The sequence below is a fragment of the Actinoallomurus acanthiterrae genome (assembly GCF_054775715.1).
The window spans coordinates 6,260,435-6,280,432 of the sequence record NZ_BAAHCO010000001.1 but is presented as its reverse complement, the minus strand read 5'-3'; the positions used below and the strand labels follow the sequence as shown (position 1 = coordinate 6,280,432).

General features: G+C 69.8%; 14 protein-coding genes and 1 pseudogene. 9 read left to right on the top strand and 6 right to left on the bottom strand.

Annotated features, from left to right (window positions below):
- Positions 1-36: 36 nt before the first annotated feature.
- The 4 genes and pseudogenes from ACYVF7_RS29805 to ACYVF7_RS29790 form a co-directional block, all read left to right on the top strand.
- Positions 37-372 (top strand): annotated as a pseudogene (locus ACYVF7_RS29805) (hypothetical protein); the annotation flags it as partial.
- A 98-nt stretch (positions 373-470) separates the two neighbouring features.
- Positions 471-1,073 carry a hypothetical protein gene (locus tag ACYVF7_RS29800; RefSeq protein WP_460347278.1) on the top strand — a complete coding sequence of 201 codons (603 nt, stop codon included), beginning with the start codon at positions 471-473 and terminating at the stop codon, positions 1,071-1,073.
- Positions 1,074-2,430: 1,357 nt separating this feature from the next.
- On the top strand, positions 2,431-5,292 hold the full coding sequence (locus tag ACYVF7_RS29795) for a helix-turn-helix transcriptional regulator (RefSeq protein WP_460347276.1): 2,862 nt from the start codon (positions 2,431-2,433) through the stop codon (positions 5,290-5,292).
- 94 nt (positions 5,293-5,386) lie between these two features.
- Positions 5,387-6,421, top strand: a complete 1,035-nt coding sequence (locus ACYVF7_RS29790; RefSeq protein ID WP_460347274.1) for an integrase core domain-containing protein — start codon at positions 5,387-5,389, stop codon at positions 6,419-6,421.
- 33 nt (positions 6,422-6,454) lie between these two features.
- Here ACYVF7_RS29790 and ACYVF7_RS29785 read toward each other — a convergent pair whose 3' ends face one another.
- Together ACYVF7_RS29785 and ACYVF7_RS29780 are read right to left on the bottom strand one after the other, a co-directional pair.
- On the bottom strand, positions 6,455-6,604 hold the full coding sequence (locus ACYVF7_RS29785; RefSeq protein WP_460347272.1) for a hypothetical protein: 150 nt from the start codon (positions 6,602-6,604) through the stop codon (positions 6,455-6,457).
- Positions 6,605-7,021: 417 nt separating this feature from the next.
- Complete coding sequence (locus tag ACYVF7_RS29780) at positions 7,022-8,023, bottom strand: LacI family DNA-binding transcriptional regulator (RefSeq protein ID WP_460347270.1); 1,002 nt, start codon at positions 8,021-8,023, stop codon at positions 7,022-7,024.
- Positions 8,024-8,406: 383 nt separating this feature from the next.
- Here ACYVF7_RS29780 and ACYVF7_RS29775 point away from each other — a divergent pair, with 383 nt between their 5' ends.
- Positions 8,407-10,632 carry an RICIN domain-containing protein gene (locus ACYVF7_RS29775; protein ID WP_460347268.1) on the top strand — a complete coding sequence of 742 codons (2,226 nt, stop codon included), beginning with the start codon at positions 8,407-8,409 and terminating at the stop codon, positions 10,630-10,632.
- A 99-nt stretch (positions 10,633-10,731) separates the two neighbouring features.
- Here the strand turns inward: ACYVF7_RS29775 and ACYVF7_RS29770 are convergent, their stop codons facing one another.
- On the bottom strand, positions 10,732-13,668 hold the full coding sequence (locus ACYVF7_RS29770) for a hypothetical protein (RefSeq protein WP_460347266.1): 2,937 nt from the start codon (positions 13,666-13,668) through the stop codon (positions 10,732-10,734).
- Positions 13,669-13,894: 226 nt separating this feature from the next.
- On the opposite strand from ACYVF7_RS29770, the gene ACYVF7_RS29765 reads away from it, so the two are divergent.
- Positions 13,895-14,017, top strand: coding sequence for a hypothetical protein (locus tag ACYVF7_RS29765; protein ID WP_460347264.1), 123 nt, complete (start codon positions 13,895-13,897; stop codon positions 14,015-14,017).
- Positions 14,018-14,150: 133 nt separating this feature from the next.
- Here ACYVF7_RS29765 and ACYVF7_RS29760 read toward each other — a convergent pair whose 3' ends face one another.
- Positions 14,151-14,339, bottom strand: coding sequence for a hypothetical protein (locus ACYVF7_RS29760; protein WP_460358639.1), 189 nt, complete (start codon positions 14,337-14,339; stop codon positions 14,151-14,153).
- Here ACYVF7_RS29760 and ACYVF7_RS29755 point away from each other — a divergent pair.
- A complete protein-coding gene (locus ACYVF7_RS29755) occupies positions 14,246-15,340 on the top strand; it encodes a YbfB/YjiJ family MFS transporter (protein WP_460347262.1) in 1,095 nt (364 codons plus the stop codon). The two genes, ACYVF7_RS29760 and ACYVF7_RS29755, sit on opposite strands and share 94 nt — an antisense overlap.
- Before the next feature lie 6 nt (positions 15,341-15,346).
- Here ACYVF7_RS29755 and ACYVF7_RS29750 read toward each other — a convergent pair whose 3' ends face one another.
- Together ACYVF7_RS29750 and ACYVF7_RS29745 are read right to left on the bottom strand one after the other, a co-directional pair.
- Positions 15,347-16,051 carry a DUF998 domain-containing protein gene (locus tag ACYVF7_RS29750; protein ID WP_460347260.1) on the bottom strand — a complete coding sequence of 235 codons (705 nt, stop codon included), beginning with the start codon at positions 16,049-16,051 and terminating at the stop codon, positions 15,347-15,349.
- A gap of 14 nt (positions 16,052-16,065) precedes the next feature.
- Complete coding sequence (locus tag ACYVF7_RS29745; protein ID WP_460347258.1) at positions 16,066-16,587, bottom strand: MarR family winged helix-turn-helix transcriptional regulator; 522 nt, start codon at positions 16,585-16,587, stop codon at positions 16,066-16,068.
- A 112-nt stretch (positions 16,588-16,699) separates the two neighbouring features.
- Between ACYVF7_RS29745 and ACYVF7_RS29740 the strand changes: the two genes are divergently transcribed.
- Both ACYVF7_RS29740 and ACYVF7_RS29735 read left to right on the top strand, forming a co-directional pair.
- On the top strand, positions 16,700-17,422 hold the full coding sequence (locus ACYVF7_RS29740) for a DUF2470 domain-containing protein (RefSeq protein WP_460347256.1): 723 nt from the start codon (positions 16,700-16,702) through the stop codon (positions 17,420-17,422).
- Positions 17,423-17,590: 168 nt separating this feature from the next.
- A complete protein-coding gene (locus tag ACYVF7_RS29735) occupies positions 17,591-19,924 on the top strand; it encodes a serine/threonine-protein kinase (protein WP_460347254.1) in 2,334 nt (777 codons plus the stop codon).
- Positions 19,925-19,998 lie beyond the last annotated feature (74 nt).

Sequence of the window (19,998 nt, the reverse complement as noted above, 5' to 3'; positions counted from 1 at the left end):
CAGTGGACGTGGGTCCGGGGAGCCGGATTCCACGACGCTCGGCACACCGCCGCCACCGTCCTACTCATGCTCGGAGTGCCGACCGCCGCCGCCACGGCCACCATGGGCTGGTCCGACGCGAGCATGGCCAAGCGCTACCAGCGTCTGATCGGCTCCATTCGCAGGGACGTCGCCAAACAGGTCGGCGGGCGGCTGTGGGCCCGCCGACGGTCAGCCCGAGCCCGACGTCGCCGTCTTCGATCCCGGCGCCGCGCTCAACGAGTCGACCAGGTGCAGCTCGTCATCGAGGTGTCCCAGGCGACTTCCGGCGGGCAACGCGGTGACATTCGGCAGCGGTGCTGCGGTTGCCAAAAATATCATCCGCCCAGGTGAGAGCGTTGGAGGCCGGTATGGCTCCCGGCAGGGCGGCCACGGCCGAAAGGTCGAAGTGGGCCACGCGGGAAGCGGTCACCACGCCATGATGGTCCGCTGTGCTGCTGCGTCAGGCCTACCTGACCGTGACGAACACCTTTGCGGTGCTGCGGCTGCTCCCGACGAGCGACCGGGACAAGAACGCCGAAATCCTCGCCCTGCGCCACCAGTTCGCCGTCCTGGAGCGCCAACTGGGCAACGAGAAGGCGCGGTTCACCCCAGCCGATCGTGCCTTCCTGGCAGCGTTGCTGCACCGCCTGCCGCAGGAGGCGTTACGTCGGCTGCGGCTGCTGGTACGCCCGGACACGATCGTGCGCTGGCACCGCGATCTGATCGCACGGCGGCACGCCGCCGGGTCCAAGCCGAAACGGCCGGGTCGGCCACCGACGGTGCGTTCCGTCCGCGTCCTCGTGCTGCGTCTGGTCCGGGAGAATCCGAGCTGGGGGTATAGGCGTGTCCACGGTGAGCTGCTGGTCCTGGGGCTGAAGGTGGCCGTCTCGACGGTGTGGGAGATCCTGCAGGAGGCCGGTATCGACCCGGCTCCTGAGCGCGTCTGCAGCACCTGGGCTGGCTTCCTGCGCTCCCAGGCTGGGGCCCTGTTGGCATGTGATTTTCGAGACGGTCACCCCTGGCCGGAGCACGCATGTACGTGCTCGCGGTGATCGAACGCGCCAGTCGCCGGGTCCGGATCCTGGGCGTGACCGCGCACCCGACCACATCCTGGGGGTGCAGGCCGCCCGACCGGTCCATGTCCGGACGATCGTGGGTCGAGGCCGTCCCACCGACTCGCGTTCCCCGCGCGCAGCCGCACCCGGCGGCGTCCGTGCGTCATACATCGATCCGCACGCCCGCCTTGGCGAAGCGACAGGTGGCGCCGGTGAGATCCGCCCGGCCGGCTCCCGGCAAATCGGCCCCCGCCACCAAGCCACGCACCGGGACGGGCGGCCGAACCGTCGGTCGCACCACGACGGCCGCGCCGACCACCGGGATCGATGGGCTTCTTCCTCCTTAGCAGCCCGCTCAGGCGTTCGTGTTCAACACTCTGACCCTCCGTCAGGCCCAGAGGCGCCCAGCGGCCTCATAGCCGTCGGCGGGCACGGTCGTCGCACGCCGGACGACCGGCGAACCCAGGGACGGGTAACGGATCCCAGGCGGCCGGCGCTGTCGACGGTGTGTGTGGCGGCGTTGCCCCCCGAGCGTCGCCACACACCCGGCTTGGCTGGCCATAACCCCGCATCGCCCATCGGAGCGGGCTTTGTACGCCTGCCGTCGGCGTGGAAGGGTGATTACGGCCAAAAGTGGCACGGCGGGGCGGCCGAACTGAGCTTTGTGAGCCCCACGGCGGTTCCGCCGATTCTGTCCGTATTGCCGCCTGTCACGTGTCAGGTGGTGTCTGAGGTGCGCTCGATGGCGAGGCGGAACGGCCCTACGCGGTAGAGGTCGCGCGGCGCGGCCGGACCGCCGTCGCGGGTGACTTATCAGGTGGGGAACTCGCCCTCGCGACTGCGCGGCTGAGCCTGACCCGCGGGGTCCTCGATGGGCTCGGGCGGGTCACCGCCCGGTCAGGATCACGGAATCAGTGCCTGAGCCGACATTGGGGTTCCATTGACACATGTGCCGCCTATGACCTGTGCGTCGCGTAGGACCTTCTGGCCTGAACCGCGGCTCGCGCATCCTGCACGGATGGGCGATGCGGAGGTCGTGGCCTCTTAGCAGTATCTAGTTATCGCCGCTCGTAGCTCGCGGTGACGGTGACCGATCGAGCTGGGCCCGCAAGGGGACGGCGCTCAGATCGTCGGCCAGGCCGACCGATGGTCGCGCTGATGTCGCCGCTCGGAGCTCGCGGTGACGGCGTACCGACCGGGCCCAGGTTCAGGGGGCTGGGCCCGGTCGGTGCACCGGAAGACCATGCCTGACGGCAACGTGGACACGTCACTGCCTGATGTCGAATGCGCCGCCGCACTTACCCGTCCGCAGGTCAACGAGGTGGTAAGGGTCTCAACCGGATAGGCTCTTAGCGTGTCTGATGGACATTCGCCGGGCGTGTGGCCGTCTGTCTCAGACACCTCGACTGGAATCGACCTCGGGCGATCGTCGCGGCGTGGCTGGCGTGGCCGGGACCGCGAGTGGCAGGTTCTTGCAGGTCCGCTGCGGGCGGCCGTGAGTGGCCGCGGTGGGGTGTTGCTGGTCGAGGGTGAGTCGGGCGTGGGCAAGAGCCGGCTGCTCGCCGAGGCGGTCGAGGCCGCAGCGGGATTGGGGTTCGTGCTCGCCCGGGGTATGGCGGATGAGTCAGCCCGGCTGGCGCCGCTGAAGCCGCTGATGTCAGCGTTCGGGGAGTCCACTCAGACGCTGCTGGCGTCCCGGGGGATGATGCCTGCGGATGCGCGGTTGCTGTTGGTGGAGGAGTTGCAGGCCCGGCTGGAGAACCGGGCCGCAGATGGTCCGTATCTGGTCACGCTGGATGATCTGCAGTGGGCCGATCCGATGACGTTGCTGGCGTTGCGCTCGTTGATACCCGAGCTGGCGTCGTACCCGATGGTATGGATCTTGTCTCGTACGATCGGCAGTGGCGGTTCGGGGCTGGACCGGTTGTATGAGGTTCTCGAACGCGATGGTGCCACGCGGCTGGTGCTGGAGGCGCTGGGCGACCAGGCCGTGGCCGAGGTCATCACCGACATGCTCGATGCGGCGCCGGATTCGGAGTTGCTCGCGCTGGCGGCCGGGGCGGGAGGCAATCCGTTCTTGCTCATGGAATGGCTTGAGGGACTTCGCAACGAGGGCGCGGTCGAGATCAGCGGCGGTGACGCGCGTCTGGTCTCCCGGCGGCTGCCGCGCCGGGTGCAGGAGATCGCGCGTAGCCGGTTGTGTGGTTTGTCCTCACCTACACGCCATCTGCTGCAGGTCGCGGCCATCTTGGGCCGCTCCTTCGACGCGAACGACCTCGCGGACATGCTCGGCGAGCCGCCCAGCCGGCTGCTGCCGGCGCTGGAAGAGGCCGAAGCGGCTAGAGTCGTGGTGCCCGCGGAGGACCAGCTGGCCTTCCGGCATGATCTACTGTGGCGGGCCGTGACCGAGACCGTTACGGTGTCGATGCGCCAAGCCCTGCACCGTCAGGCTGCGCAGATGCTATTGGAGCGTGGCGGGTCGGCGATTCCCGCCGCAGCCCACCTGATGTGTAGTACGCGGCCGGGGGACATGGCCGCTCTGGAGGGCCTTGACCGGGCGGTAGGTGAGGTGTTGCCGTCCTCCCCGCAGACCGCGGCCGATCTGGCCGTCCGGGCGCTCGACCTCACCGCGCCGTCGGCTCCCGGCCACTTCGACCGTAGGGTGACCGCCGTCTACGCTCTTGCGGCGGCCGGGCGGCTGGCCCAGGCGGCGGAGCTCGCTCGCACCGCGCTGAGCCAGGCCACGCTGCCCGAGCAGACCTCCCACCTGCGCTACGTACTGGCCTACGTCCTGATGCTGGCCGGCCGACCGGCGGAGGCGGTGGCCGAGGCACGGGCGGCGCTCAGCCAACCGGACCTACCCGGTGAGCTACAAGGCCTTACCGAACAAGTGCTGTTCCAAGGGCTGTTCGCCGCCCACGACCGTCGACTAGGGCGAGAGCGGGCGCAGACCATCGTGGCCGCCCCCGAACGCCACGACCCTCCCGCCCGGGTCGGGGCTCACATACTGCTCGCCGGGATCGGCTGGGCGGAGGGACGGGCCGTCGATACGATCGGTCACCTCCGCGAAGCGGTACGCATCGCAAACGGCGGGCCGATCCAAGCCAAGCACGCGCATCCGCGCCTGCTCCTGGCCAACACGCTCACGTCCATTCGGCAGCTCGAGGAGGCCGAGAGCATGCTCCAGGCCGTCGACCAGGAGATCACAACGCTCGGCCACACCGCATACGCCGCCAGCCCCGCGATCTTCCGAGCCCGGCTGCGGCTCGCCTCCGGCCGACTCGACGACGCCGCGGCCGAGGCCGAAGCCGGGCTCGCCATGGCCGACCAGCTGGGCATGCATGCATTCGATCTCTTGGGGCTCGCCGTGCTCGCCATCGTCGCAGCACGCCGCGGGGACATCGACACCGCCGCCAGGCACGCCGAGCATTACGAGTCTCAACGTCAGGCAGGCCAAGGCGAGATGTACGGGCGCGTATGGTGCGAGTGGGGTATGGCGCTGGTGACCGAGGCCCGAGCTGGCCCGGATCAGGCGATCGACGCGCTCAGCGGCCTACTCGCCATTGCCACGGAACGACAGTGGCTGCTCATGGCCGAACCCGGCGCCGCGGGCTGGCTGACCCGGACCGCGCTCGCCGCCGGCGACCGCTCCGCCGCCGAGACCATCGCGGTTACCGCCGAACGTCTCGCCGAAGACAACCGCGACTTCCCCACGCTTGCCGCCTCGGCCGCCCACGCTCGCGGCATCCTCCACCACGACCCCGCCGCCCTGGCCCGCGCCGCCGCCACCCACGTGGGCCCGTGGGCCCGTGCCTCGGCCGCCGAAGATCTAGGCGTCCTGCACGCTCACGCGCCCGGCGGCTCCGGCCACGACGCGGCGATCCACAGCCTGGACCAGGCACTCCAGGACTACCAGCAAACCGGCGCACTGCGGGATGCAGCCCGCGTCCGCGCCAGGCTACGCAAGCTCGGCATAAGACGCCGCCACTGGCGTCAATCCGAACGCCCGGTCTCCGGATGGGACAGCCTCACCGACACCGAACGCAACGTCGCAACACTGGCCGCCCAAGGACTCACCAACCCCCAGATCGCCACCCAGATGTTCATCTCCCCACACACGGTCAAGTTCCACCTCCGCCAAGTCTTCCGCAAACTCGACATCGGCTCCCGCGTCGAACTCGCCAGACTCGCCGCCGACCACACCTCGGACATGTGATTGAGGCGCGTGTGCGGTGCCACAACTCCTCCACACCATGTGACCTGGCCCTCTACGCTCAGCGCTCGTGTTTCTACGCCTCGTGTATCTGCTGATGGTCCGGCTGTTCGGCTGGTTGACGCTCCTCACGCGAAGCGACGCCGCCAAGGAGGTGGAGATCTTGGTACTGCGTCACGAGGTCGCAATCTTGCGCCGTCAGGTCACCCGGCCGAGACCGGACTGGGCCGACCGGGCACTGCTAGCCGCGCTGGCTCGGCTGCTGCCTGCGCGGCTTCGGCTCCACCGGATCGTGACACCGGGCACCTTGTTGGCCTGGCATCGCCGGCTGGTCACCAAGCGCTGGACTTACCCGAACACGGTCGGGCGTCCGCCGATCTCGGACGAACTGCGGGATCTGGTGGTCCGGTTGGCCCGCGAGAATCCGCGATGGGGGCACCGGCGCATCCGAGGGGAACTGCTCGGCCTCGGCCATCGGATCGGTGAAGGCACCATCCGCCGGATCCTGGCCGCGGCTGGTCTGGGCCCAGCGCCACGCCGGGCATCACCGACTTGGCGGCAGTTCTTGATCGCCCAAGCCGCCGGAGTCTTGGCGTGCGACTTCATGCACGTCGACACCGTGTTCCTCAAGCGCCTGTACGTCTTGTTCGTCATGGAGATCCAGACCCAACGCGTCCATATTTTGGGCGTCACTTCCAACCCGACCGGTGCCTGGACCACCCAGCAGGCCCGGAACCTGCTGATGGACCTGGGCGAACGCGCCAGCACCTTCAAGTTTCTTATCCGGGACCGTGACGGCAAGCTCGTCCGCCCGTTCGATGAGGTGTTCGCCGCCAGTGGTGTGCGGATCATCAAGACGCCCGTCCGGTCGCCACGGGCGAACGCGTTCGCGGAGCGATTCGTGGGAACGCTACGCCGCGACTGCCTCGACCACCTACTTATCTATGGTGAGCGGCACCTGCGCACGGTCCTGGCCGAGTATGAACGCCATTTCAACCATCACCGCCCGCATCAGGCCCGTTCTCTCCGACCGCCATTGCACGATCCCAGCGAAGTCATCGACATGACCGCCCGGATTCACCGTCGAAAGACCGTCACCGGGCTGATCAGCGAGTACCGCAGATTTGCCTGATCGACCGGCGAACGCCCAGCTCAGTACCAGCATTCACTGTTTTGGCACCGCACAGGCAGGTGCGGTGACGTCGACGCGATTGCCGAACGCTGGATCGGGGACGTGCGGCACGAATGCACCGACCGGCTCCTGATCTACACCCACCGCCACCCAAGCCGCGTATTCGCCGACTATGAGCAGCATTACAACCACCACCGCCCTCGTCGAGCACAAAAACCGACGTCCACCACTACCGACCTCGACGGTAGCTCCCACCGATTGTGACAAGGCCCGGCTGAGACACGCGGGCTGGTCGAAATTGATCGCTGGTCGCTGGGGCGTTCCACCGCGCCTGCGACCGCTCCTTCCGGGGCCGTAGGGCGCCGACCGAGGCTGCGTTTTGGCAAGATCGTGGCATCCGAGCAACAACTATCCCAAAAGGGAGACTGGGCGTTCGCGGTCGGTACCGAGGACGCCCAGGTCGGGATGGGTGCGCCGCCAGGGACTTGAACCCCGAACTCGGGGATTGAGAGTCCGCTACTCTCGCGTCAGGTCAGTGCTCTGACCCTCAGGCTATGCCAGTTCGCCCGATCCGGGCGCGTGGCCACGACTGGCGCTCGGTCACGGCTGGAGCGGGGCGGGGCCGGTGGAGGAGCGGACGATGAGCTCGGTCGCGAGCTCGACGTGGAGTGCCTCGTGCTCGTGCTGGTCCAGCAGCCGGGTGTAGAGCGTGACGGCCATGCGGCCCATCTCGGCCAGCGGCTGCCGGACGGTGGTCAGCTGCGGGTGGGTCGCGCGGCTGAGGTCGATGTCGTCGAAGCCGGCGATCGAGAGGTCGTCCGGCACGCGCAGGCCGCGCTCGGTGGCCGCGCGTAGGGCGCCGACGGCCATCTTGTCGTTGAAGCCGACCAGCGCCGTGGGCGGGCCGGGCCGGTCGAGCAGCTCGGCGGCGGCCCGGTGGCCATGGTCGACGGTGGGTTCGGGGACGTGTCGCATGAGGTCCGGGATGGGCAGGACGCCGACGTCGGCGAGGGCCGCGAGGTAACCGGCGGTGCGCGCGTCGGTGACCAGCCAGTCGCGCGGGCCGGCGATGATGCCCACGCGGCGGTGCCCAAGGGCGACCAGATGGGACATGAGCGCGCGGGCCCCGGTGAAGTGGGCGGCCGAGACCGCCGCGATGTCGCGCGGGGGAGTCGTGCGGGGGTCGACGACGACGAAGGGGAAGCCGCTGTCGCGCAGCCGGACGAGGTCGTCGGCTGGTTCGGGCGGCAGGATGAGGATGGCGCCGCCGACCCCGGCTCGTGCGGGCAGGCCGCGCAGCGCGTCGGTGCGCTGGGCGGACTCGCCGGCGTTGAGGAGCACCTCCAGCCGCTGGGTGGCGGCGGCTTCGGCGATCGAGGAGACGATGAGGCCGAAGTAGTCGCTCAGGACGTACGGGCAGCGGACGTAGATGACGGGTGAGCGCCGGTGCGGCGGTCGGCGGCCGAGCCTCCCGGCGGCCTCCAGCACCACCTCACGAGTGCGCGGGGCGACGTTGTTCTGGCCGTTGAGCACGCGGGAGACGGTGGCGATCGAAAGCCCGGTCTCCTCGGCGACCTGCCGGACGGTTGCTCGCTGTCGCACAGGCTGATCCTCTTTCATCACCCGTTACATGTGGCCTCCTTCTCCGAGGGTAGTCGACGGGTCCCATGCCACCTCGAGTCCATCATCCGAGGACGCGAGAGCTCTGTCTAGAAGGAGAGGCGCACTTTATTCACGGCGAGAAAAAAGAGGCGTCATCTGATTGACACGTTGTTTCGTTCGGTGTTTCCTTCCAGTTGCCACCGTTGCGGCGTCCGGGCCCGGCACGCGCCTCGACGGAGGCAACGGGCGGGCCGGAACCGGAACCGGAACCGGAACGTCCCGACCGGGGCCGGCACGTGCCCGCCAGCGCGTCGGGCCCCACGAAATGCGCCATGCCTCCGCTGCGATCCACCGCGATCCTGCCCCGAAGCGAAGGAACCCCCATGCGACATCTGTCCGGTAGACGCGCGCTCGCGCTGAGCTCGGCGACCGTGCTGGCGGTCGCCGCCCTGTGCGCCCTCGCCGCCGCGCCCGTGTCCGCGGCAATCACGGTCGACACGCCTTACACCTTCGTCAGCGCCAACAGCGGCAAGTGCGTCGACGCCGCCGCGGCCGGAACCGCCAACGGCACCGCCGTGCAGCAGTACACCTGCAACGCCACCACCGCCCAGCAGTGGCAGCTGAAGACCGCCGCCGACGCCGGCTACTACGTGATCGTCAACGCCAACGGATCGCAGCCCGCGGTCGACGTCGACGGCCCCTCGACCGCCGACGGCGCCAAGATCCACCTGTGGTCGAACGGCGGCTGGACGAGCCAGGAGTGGCAGCCGGTGCAGGAGTCCGGCGGCAACTACCACTTCGTCGACCGTTACAGCGGGAAATGCCTGGACGTCCCCGGGGCGTCGACCGCCGACGGTGTCCAGCTCCAGCAGTACACCTGCAACGGCACCGGCGCCCAGTCGTTCACCCTCACTCCCGTGGGCGGGAACACGCCGCCGACCAACCCGAACAACCCCGATCTCGGACCGAACGTCAAGATCTTCGACCCGTCGATGTCGGCATCGAGCATCCAGTCCACGATCAACTCGGTCTACAGCTCCCAGCAGACCAACCAGTTCGGGACGAACCGGTACGCGATGCTGTTCATGCCCGGCAGCTACAACGTCGACGTCCCCGTCGGCTTCTACACGCAGGTGGCCGGGCTCGGCGCCCAGCCCACCGACGTCTCGCTGACCGGCGGCGGCGTGCACGTGGACGCGGCCTGGTCCGGCGGCAACGCCACGCAGAACTTCTGGCGCGGAGTCGAGAACCTCTCTGACACGCCCAGCTCCGGCACCCTGGAATGGGCGGTCTCGCAGGCCGACCCGTTCCGGCGCGTCGACGTCCACGGCAACATGACGCTGGACGACTACACCTCGGGCAACAACTCCAGCAACTGGTCATCCGGCGGATACATCGGCGACAGCCGTGTCTCGGGCCAGATCAACTCCGGCACCCAGCAGCAGTTCCTCACCCGCAACACCGCGATGGGCAGCTGGACCGGCTCGAACTGGAACATGGTGTTCGTCGGCGACACCGGCGCCCCCGGGCAGTCCTTCCCGACGTACACCAACGTGTCCGCCACCCCGACACTGCGCGAGAAGCCGTACCTCTACGTCGACTCTTCCGGCCTCTACAACGTGCGCGTTCCCGCCCAGCGCACCAACTCCGTCGGGACCGACTGGACCTCCGGCAGCACGGCCGGCGCCACCATTCCCATCAGCCAGTTCTACGTCGTCAAGTCCGGCGACACCGCGGCGACCATCAACGCGGCCCTCGCGTCCGGCAAGAACCTGCTGGTGACCCCGGGGGTCTACCACCTGAACGCGCCGCTGAACATCACGCGGTCCGACACCGTCGTCCTCGGGCTCGGCCTGGCCACGTTCGTGCCGGACAACGGCGTCACCGCCATCACCACCGCCGACGTCGACGGCATCGACATCTCCGGCCTGATCATCAGCGCCGGCACCACCAACAGCCAGACGCTCATGCAGGTCGGTCCCGCGGGCTCCTCCGCCGGCCACTCCGCCGACCCCATCACCCTGCACGACGTGTTCTTCCGCGTCGGCGGCGACGTCGCCGGCAAGGCCACCCAGTCGCTGGTGGTCAACAGCAACAACACGATCATCGACCATTCGTGGCTCTGGCGCGCAGACCACGGCAACGGCGGCACCGTCGACTGGAACACCAACACCGCCGCCAACGGCCTGGTCGTCAACGGCGCGGACGTCACGGCGTACGGCCTGTTCGCCGAGCACTATCAGCAGTATCAGGTGCTGTGGAACGGCAACGGCGGCCGCACGTACTTCTACCAGTCCGAGATGCCGTACGACGTCCCCGACAACGCGAGCTGGACGCCGGGCGGCGGCACCAACGGCTACCCCTCCTACAAGGTCGCCGCGGGCGTCACCTCCCACCAGGCCTGGGGGCTCGGCGTCTACTGCTACTTCAGTACGAACTCGGGCGTGGTCGCCGACCGGGCCATCGAGGTCCCCTCCACCGGCTCGGCCTTCCACGACATGGTCACCGTCTCCCTCGGCGGCACCGGCACCATCAGCCACGTCATCAACAACTCCGGCGGCGCCGTCCGTTCCGGCAGCACCGTCGCCTACCTGACCAGCGGTCCCTGATTCGAGAACACCGGGAGTGAGGGCCGCACCCCGGCCCTCACTCCTCGCTACGTCGAGCAGCCGGTTCCGCAGTGCTCCCCGCGCACGCGGGAATGCTCCTTACTCCAGATCCTCCCACGCCCAGGGAGCGGCGGCGGTCCCGTCCGGTTCCCGCCCGAACCGGAACCGCTCCTTATGATCACCGATCTCCATGAACTGATGGAACAGGCCTGCGGCAGGCAAGCGTTCGGCGAGCGCGGCGGCCTCGTCGTCCGCCCCCACCGCACGTAGCGCGCCAAGCAGGCGGACGATGCCGTACGAGTCGTCGAGGGTGACGTGGGCGGCGGGATCACGGGCCAGCAAGGCGGTGACCTGGTCGTCCGCTCCCAGCGCATGGAGGCGGTGCAACAGAGCGGCGATGCTTTGCGCGTCGTTCAGCGGGACGTGGGCGGCGGGGCCACGAGTCAGCAAGGCGGTGACCTGGTCGTCCGCTCCCAGCGCATGGAGGCGGTGCAACAGAGCGGCGATGCTTTGCGCGTCGTTCAGCGGGACGTGGGCGGCGGGGCCACGGGCCAGCAAGGCGGTGACCTGGTCGTCCGCTCCCAGCGCATGGAGGCGGTGCAACAGAGCGGCGATGCTTTGCGCGTCGTTCAGCGGGACGTGGGCGGCGGGATCACGGGCCAGCAACACGGCGACCTGATCCTCCGCCCCTACCGCGCGCAGCCCGTCCAGCAGGCCGGAGACGGCACCGGCGTTGTTGTCGACGGCGACCTCAGCGATCCGTTCGGTCAGTACGGTCAGCTGGGTCTTCGCCCGCTTCACATGCAGCCCGAACAGCAGTGCGCCAACGGCGTCCGCGTCGTCGAGAGCGACATGGGCAGCGGGGTCACGGGCCAGCAACATGGCGACCTGATCGTTACGATGCAACGCGTTCAACAGTCTGGCCACGGCTTCCGGGGTGTCGACGGCGACGTGGGCGATGGACCGTTCGGCGAGTGCGGCAGCCTCGTCGTCCGCGCCCAGCTCACCCAGCTTGTCCAGCAGGCTTGCGACGGCTTCTGGATTGTCGACGGAGACCTGGGCGGCGACCCGTTCGGCGAGTGCCGCAGCCTGGTCGTCCGCCCCTACCGCATGGAGCGCTTCGAGTAGGCAGATGATGCCGTAGGAGTAATCGACGACGCCGTACGAGTGATCGAGGGCGACACGGGCGGCCGGGTCATGGGCCAGCAGCACGGCGACCTGGTCGTCCGCCCCCGCCTCACGTAGCTTTTCCAGCAGTAGAGCGACGTCGGTCGGGTCGTCGAGGACCGCATGGGCGGCCGGGTCACGGGCCAGCAGCACGGCTGCTTGGTCATATGCCCCCACGTCGCGCAACGAGTGCAGCAGGCCGGCAACGGCGCCCGGGTCGTTGAGAACTACGTGGGCGGCGGGGTCGCGGGCCAGCAGCGCGGCGCGCTCTGCGTACGCCTCGTCCTCGCGCAACCAGTTCAGCAGCGTCGCAACGGCTTCTGGGGCATCGAGAGCGGCATGGGCAACGGCCCAGCGGGCAGCCGGGCGAGTGGCCAGGTCCGGGTAGTGCGTGCAGGCGATGAGGGAGCCGGCGGCCCGAGGATCGCCGCAGGCGGTGGCGTGTTTGTGGAGTTGGACGGCGTCTCGGTACAGCCCGCGGTCATAGGCGGCGCGTCCGAGGGCGTTCAGGTCGGTCGGGTCGGCGTGGGCGGCGACCGCGGCCCAGAAGCCGATCGGAGGGATCTGGTCGGCGCGATAGGCACGGCCGTACCGGTCGAGGTAGTCGGCCAGCCGGTACACCGGCGCGTCGTCGCTCGTGCCGGCGGGAGTTGTCCGGCGGCCGGTGCGTGGGCGGATCCGGGTGACCGGCCCCTGCGCGCCTTTACAGGGTTGACAGGTGTGGGCCAGGGCCTGCTCCAGCCAGTCTGCGCCCAGCCGGTCCCATTGGGCGTCGGTCAAGTAGGCCGGTACGGCCTCCGCCAGGAGGGCGTGCGGCAGGGCGTTGCGATGCCCCATGCGGCGGGCGTCCATCGCCGCCAAGATCAACGCCTTGGCCGCGGGCGGGGCGGCGTGGAACCGCTCCAGCAACTCCGGCCCGCCCGCCAGGTACTGCGTGATCTGACCGTCATCGGCACGCTCGACCGCCAAGGCCAGCCGAGGATCCATCATGGCCGCCTGCTTCAGGGCGGCCAGGTCGGTTCCGGTGAACGCCTCGGGTACCTCGATGACCGTGCCCTCCAGCACCAGCCGTACCTGTGACCCAGGACGCTGAGTCAAGGCCGCATGGTGCTCGGGCCACAAGGTGCCCAGCACCAGCACCGGCGCCCGCGCCGGATCGCTCAGCAGGCTGCGCAGCCTGGCTGCGACCCTCTCCCCACCGTCGCCGCGCGCCCCCAGGTACTCCTGCGTCTCGTTCAGCCACACCACCGTGCGCGGCCCCACCCGGCCCAGCGCCTCCAGCGCCGCCTCGGGCCGGGTCGGGTCGAAAGGGTGCCACAATCGCCAACCGCCCGCTTCCCGCAGCGGCTCCAACGCTTCCCAACACGCCCGGGTCTTGCCTGCTGAGGACCCGGCCACCAGCACCGCCATCGCACTCGCGCCTCCCGCGGTCTGAGCCACCAGTTGGGCCAGCCGCCCATCATGACGTCGCCGCACGTACACGGGCAGGACCGGGAAACCTTCCTCCTCACGCAAACTGATCGGCCGGTGCACTTCCAAGGCGAACGGGTCACTCACCTGGGCGAGCGGCACCCCCACGGCCGAGTCCATCCGGGCCGCGACCCACAGCTCCCGGGCTCGGCCCATGGCATCGCCGCGATCCCACCGGGCCGCGCGGGCCAGCACGGTGACCACCGCCAGTACATCGGCCTGCGAAGGCGGCACCTCGGCGCCCCCGATGATCCGGTTGATCGTGTCCCGTCCCGGAGCCCCAGGCAGCCGATCGTCCGCCGCGACCCAGGCGACGATCTCATCCAGCGAAGGAGCCCCGGCCTCCAGATACAGCTCATACAGCAAGGCCTTGAGATCACCCAGCGGCCCGCGCGGCACCCGAGGCCGCTCGATCACACGCGGCCGCCGCACCGGACCGACCTTGCCATCGCCACCCATCGCAAACCATCATCACCCCGCCGACGGCCAACGCGGGCTGAAACGCGCACACGCCCGGGCGTACCCGCGCACTCATCGCAACTCAGAACCGGACCCCAGGGCGGGCACAGCCTGGACACCAGCCGACGGCACACCACCCGTCCACACCGGATGAAGGAGACCTGCGATGACCTCTCCCGACCTGACCCGCGCCGAACGACTCCTGCTCGCCGCAGCCGCGCTACGCGGGGCCCTCGGCGGAGCCACCCGCGCGATCACCACCTGGCTGCTGGACCACTACACCCACTGACCCCAACGGTGATCACCGCACGGGCCACGCGCCCAGAACGGTCCTGACCGAGGTCGGCACTGTCGCGCCGCAGGTCCCATGAGACCGGGCGCGGGCGTTCGAACCCCAGACAGTGCCTGAGCACTGGTTCAGGTCACGGATCGAGAGCGGTGGTGAGGGCGGTCAGGGCGGCCGGCCAGGCGTGGCCCGGTGGTGTCGCGTAGCCGACGACAAGGGCGTTCGGGTTCGGTGCGCCGGTGTAGCGGCTCATGTCGTTCACGGCCACACCCACCCGGTCCAGGCGGGCGAGCGCGTCGCGCGTGCCCTCCGGCAGCGGCACCACCGCGTGCAGGCCGGCCGCGACGCCCGCGGCCCGCCTCGGCGGATCGCAATCGGCGAGCGCGCCCGCGCGCCGCGGCGGTCGCCGGAGCGGCGGGGGCTGTCGCCTTCGTCGCGGGCGCCGCGGTGCTGACGCGACTCACCGCCGAGCGCGAGACGCGCGCCCTGGGGATGTACTTCGCCGGGCCCGGGCTGGGCATCGCGGTGTCGGCTCTCCTCGTCACGCCCGTCGCCGTCAGCGGGCACTGGCGTACCGGCTGGCTGCTGGCCGGCGCGCTGTGCACGGTGTGCGTGGCGCTGGTCGCCCCGGTGCTGGCGCGGATGCCGCTCGCCCGGCCGGTCCGGGGCGGCGGCCCGCGGTCGTGGGAGCGCCGTCGCGTCGGCGCGCTCCTCGCCTCGTACGGGTTGTTCGGCGCGGGCTACATCACCTATATGACCTTTTCCGTCGCCTACCTGCGCGGCAACGGGCGCACGCCGGGCCAGCTCGTCTGGTTCTGGTTCGTCCTCGGCGCGGTCGGCATCGTGATCGGCCTGACTCTGGCCGCGCCACTGAGCCGGATCGGCGGGGGCGGCGGGGTCGCCGCGCCGGTGGCGATGACCGCGCTGGCGTCGGCCCTTCCCCTTCTTTCGGGCACCCGCGCGGCCGAGCTGGCCTCCGCCGCGCTGTTCGGCGGTTTCTTCTCGGTCAGCGCGACCGTCACCGCCGCCGCACGCCAGACCCTGCCGCCCACCCAGTGGCCGCCCGCGATCGCCGGCCTCACCGCCGCGTTCGGGGTCGGGCAGTGCGCCGGTCCGCTCATCAGCGGAGCGATGGCCGACGGCCCGTACGGTCTCGCGCCGGCCTGCTCACCGGCACGCTGCTGCTCGCGGCGAGCGCCGCGTGTGCCCTGTTCCAGCCATCCGTTTCATCCGTACGGCCGGAGCCGGGCATCCCGGCAGATCGGGGATGACACTCCCGCCGAGACCGCCGACACCGGGACGGTTCCGGCCTGGTGGTGGCACTGACATCGGTCAGCGACGGTTCCCGTCTCGTCCCAGCCGGACGACGTGGGCCGCCACGGCGATGCCCCAGATCGCGCCGCCGATTGCGAGCGTTCGCTGGCTCAGTCCCTGATATGCGGCCGTCTGGGGTGCCAGCACCGCGATCAGGCCGATGATGAAGACGATTCCCAGCAGGACCGAGGGAACGGTGAACCTACGCCACTGTGGCAGGCGCCTGAAGCGGCGGGCGAGCACGAACGGCGTGACGATCAGCACCAGGACGCATGCGAAGCCGATCGCACTGTGCAGCTGCGCATGCCAGGAAGCGGTCGCGCGGGCCTGGCCGCAGCCGTCGGCGGCCCGGCAGTCGAGCCGGAACGCCGCGTCGGTCAGGTCTTGAACCCCCGAGAGCGCGGCCAGCCAGGGGCCGGATCGGCCGGCTCGCCCGTCGTATGCGAGCGACGGACGCAGCCCGAAGAGGATGAAGGCGATACTTCCGGCACCGGCGAGCGCCTGCGGGATGAGGTACGCCCACGCGTGCGGGGCGGTGAGGGCGCCCATGTCGCTGATGTCGTGGTGAACCGGGCTGTAGTCGGAGCCCTGCCATGCGCCGGCCGCCAGCCACGTGCACACGGCGACGACTTCCGAGATCAGGCCGATCCAGCCCCATCGGACGAGGGAGCCGGTCGCGGGCCGCGCGGCCGTGCCGGGGGACGCGGGTCGTATGTCGGTCATGCTGTGCCTTCCCTTCACGAGCCCGACGGGCTCGTGTTCGGCGAGACGTCGTCCGGGCGTGCGGACCGTTGGCGAACCTTCGGTGTGGTCCGGAGGCGCTGGGCGTGGCGGGCCCGCCGCTCGGACCCGTCGGCGAAGAACCGGACCAGGGTCTCCAGCTCGGATACGGAATAGCGGTCAAGCTCGGCGGTGGCCTCGGCCGCGAACGGTTTGAAGATCTCGGCGATGCGGGTCAGGACGGCGGGTGTGAGCTGCACGAGGTAGCGGCGCCGATCGTCGGGGTCACGGGTTCTGCAGGCGTATCCGGCCCTTTCCAGGCGGTCGAGTGCCGTCGTCATCGCGGACTGGCTGAGACCGGCGTGTTCGGCCAGCTCGGTCAGGCTGAGCGGCCGGTCCAGGAGTAGGTCGACGCACCGAAGATCGGTTCGGTTGAGCCCCAGCCGTTCGGCGACGGCCTGGTCGAAGGCGTCGATCTCGCGCTGGTAACGCCGGATCGCGGCGCTCAACCGGGCGACCGTGATCTCTCTGTCTGACATAACTCAGACTATAGGATATTCCGAAAATCGAAGCACTAGCGAGAGTGGCAGGGCCTGTCATGGACATCGTTTCTCTAGCTAAGGTTAGCCTTACCTAATTTATGGAGGCTGGATGTCCGCCACCGATCACTTCGCAGCACCGGTCACGGAACCGACCCCCGCCGAGCTGGTCCGTTCCGTGCTCGAGGCGGCCTCGTCCCTGACCCTGACCACCGAGGGACACCGCGTCGACCTCGTCGGCCTGCACTCGCTGGAGACACCCGGCCGCCTGCTGCTCACGGTTCCGGCCGGTAGCCACGTGGGCGTGGAGGTGGCCTGGGCACCGGGTGGCGGCCTTGCGGCCTCGCTGGCGTTCACCGACGTCGCTCCGGTGACGGTGTCCGACCGGGTCCGCGCCCGCGTCCTGCTGGGAGGCCGGCTGAGCTTCGACCGTCAGGGCGCGAGCGCGCAGGCCCTGTGCTTCGAGACGGAGATCGCCGAGCTCCAGTACGACGGTCAGCGGTTCGAGCTGGAAATGGACGAGCTGGCCGCCGTCGAGCCCGATCCGCTCGCGGCGACCGAGGCGGAGCTGCTCACCCACCTCGCCGGCGCCCACGGGGACGCCGTCGAGCTCCTGGCCCAGCTCGTCGACCGCCGGCTCCTGCACGGCGTGACCTGCGTGGACCCGCTGCGGCTGGACCGCTACGGCGTCGTCCTGCGCCTTCGCCGGGCGAGCGGATACCACGACGTACGCCTGCCCTTCCCGACCCCGCTGCGCAACCCGGCCCACGGCGTGCTGCAGATACGCGCCCTGCTGGCCCAGGCGAAGGCCTGCCCCCGCCGCTCATGGCGCTGACGGTTTCGACGCCGTCGCCCGAGCACGAATCGTCTTCGTGGCAAGCGAGGCGGGGTGGAAACCAATCCGGTTCGCGGGACGTCTATTTCAGAGCAGATCTGGTGAGGATGAATCGCCTGCCATAGCCGGTCTCTCGAACTGTGATCGACGGCACCGGAGGTCCATGCGGTGGAGCCCGGGAACGAACTCGGTGAGCGCTACCGGCTGGAGGAACGAATCGGCCGCGGTGCCTTCGGCGAGGTCTGGCGCGGCTTCGATCAGAGACTGCATCGACGCGTCGCGATCAAGGTGCTGTTGAGTCTCCATTCCGATCCCCGGCTGATCCAGCGGTTCCGTCGTGAGGCACTGATCGCGGCCGGACTGCAGCATCCCGGAATCGCCGTGGTGCACGACGTCGACCGAGATGGCGATCAGTGGTTCATCGTGATGGAGTTGCTGGTCGGCCGGGATCTGTCAGACTTGCTGGCCACCGCGCCGACCGGTCTGCCCATCGACCGGGTCATATCCTTGGGCGTGCAGATCGGCCAGGCCCTGGCCGTCGCTCATGACCGCGGTGTCGTCCATCGTGATCTGAAACCCTCCAACCTGTTCGTGGTCGACGGACAGGTGAAGATCTGCGATTTCGGAATCGCGTGGGCCGCGCATGCCACATCACCCCTCACCGCCAAGGGCGAGGCGCTGGGCACGCCGCACTACATGTCGCCGGAGCAGTGGCGGGGAGAGCGGGTCGACGCACGCGCGGACCTGTACTCGTTCGGATGTGTTCTGCACGCTCTGCTCACCGGCCGGCCGCCCTTCGCCGCCGGAGGGCTACCGGCGCTCATGCACCGGCACCTGGCGGTGGCGCCGGCCGGTCCACGGGCCGTCCGTTCCGAGGTGCCTGCAGAACTCGACGCGCTCGTTCTGGAACTGTTGGCCAAAGACCCCGAAGACCGTCCCGCCGGCGCCGCCGCCGTCGTGGCGAGGCTGGAGAGGATCGGTGACCTGCTCTCCGCCGGAGCGGACACCACCGTCTCCAGTGGCCCGGCGCGGCCGGCCGCGCAGACCTCGAGCGCGGACCGGTTCGCCGTCCGGCGCCGGTTGATCGACGACGCCGAGGCCGCCGCACGGTCCATCGACTCCCCGCCCGAGCAGGCCCGTGCGCTCATCAGAATCGCCGCAGAGGCGTGCGTCGATGAACCCGGCCGCGTGGGTGGTCTCATCGACGACGCCGAACGCCTGATCGGCGCTACCGACGACGCCTTCGCCCTGTCGCTGGTCTGGATCGAACTGCTGACCGCCTGGTCGGCGATCGTGGATGTGCTCACGGCCGAGCGTGCACGAGGGCTTCTGGAAAGCGCGGAGAACTTCGCCCGCGCGGATCCCGACCGGGAATTCTTCACCGCCCAGAACACCGAGGCGTTGTTGGGACTGGTCGCACGCGCATGGTATCCGCACGACCCCGCCCGGGCCGAGAACGCGGCGCGTGGCATCCCCGATCCGGCACGGCGCCAGGACGTGATCGTCGCGTTGGCCGATACGGCCGTGCGATACGACACCGACGATGCCGAACGCCTCGCCCGCACCCTCGATCCTCTCCACCAGTCGGGGGCCCTCGCGCACATCGCGGCCCGTATCGCGGCCTATGATCCGGTGCGCGCCGCCAGGATCCTCAAAGACGCCGAACGGGCGCTCGGCGGAATCGCGCACGCCGAGCGGGACGGCGCCCGCGCGGCCGTCGTCCACGCGCTGGCCGCCGGCGACCTGGCAAAGACCCCATGGCTCCAGAAGGAGGCTAAACGCCTCCTCGAGTACATCTCCGGCGACGCGGAACGGCACCGGGCGCGGGCGCGCCTCGCCAATGTCGTCGCCGCCCACGACCCGGAGACCGCACGAGGTTTCCTGAGACTCACTGAGCTCGGTGTCGACGGCGATGTCTCGTCCAGCACCACCAGAGACCTGATCAAGTTCGACATCGGCGAAGCGCTGATCCGGCTGCGTTCTCCGGAGGCCGAACGGGCCGCGTTTCAGATCAACGACTGCGGTCTGCGCGGGCGGCTGATGATCGAGCTCATCCCGGTGCTCGCCGATGTCGATGCGGACCGGGCGGAGCGTCTGGCCCACCATGTCCACGCCGTGGACCAGCGCGCGGTCGCTCTCGCCCTCGCCGCCAAGGCCGTGGCTGTGACCGATCCCGGCAACGCCCGCAGGCTCGTTGACGACGCCGAGCGCCTCGCCGGCATGGCGGGCGCAAATCTCGAGCCGGACCCAGGCCTCTTCGGTGAGATCGCCGCGGTCGTGGCCACCTACAGTCCGGGCCAGGCCGAGCGGATCATCACGTCGGCGATCAGCGACCCGCAGCGCCGAGCGCACGCGCTGTCGCGAATCGCCCAGATCGGCGCGGAACACGACACTGACCGTGCCGAGCGCATCGCCCGCACCATCACCGAACCGGCCCCCCGGGCCGTCGCCCTGCTCAGCATCGCCAGGGCGTACCGGCCTTCGACACCGACCGCTTCCTGATCCGCATGGACAGGGTGTACGGGGCCGCGGGGGCACGATCGCCAACGAGGTGACCACCGCCGTGAAGCCGCCAG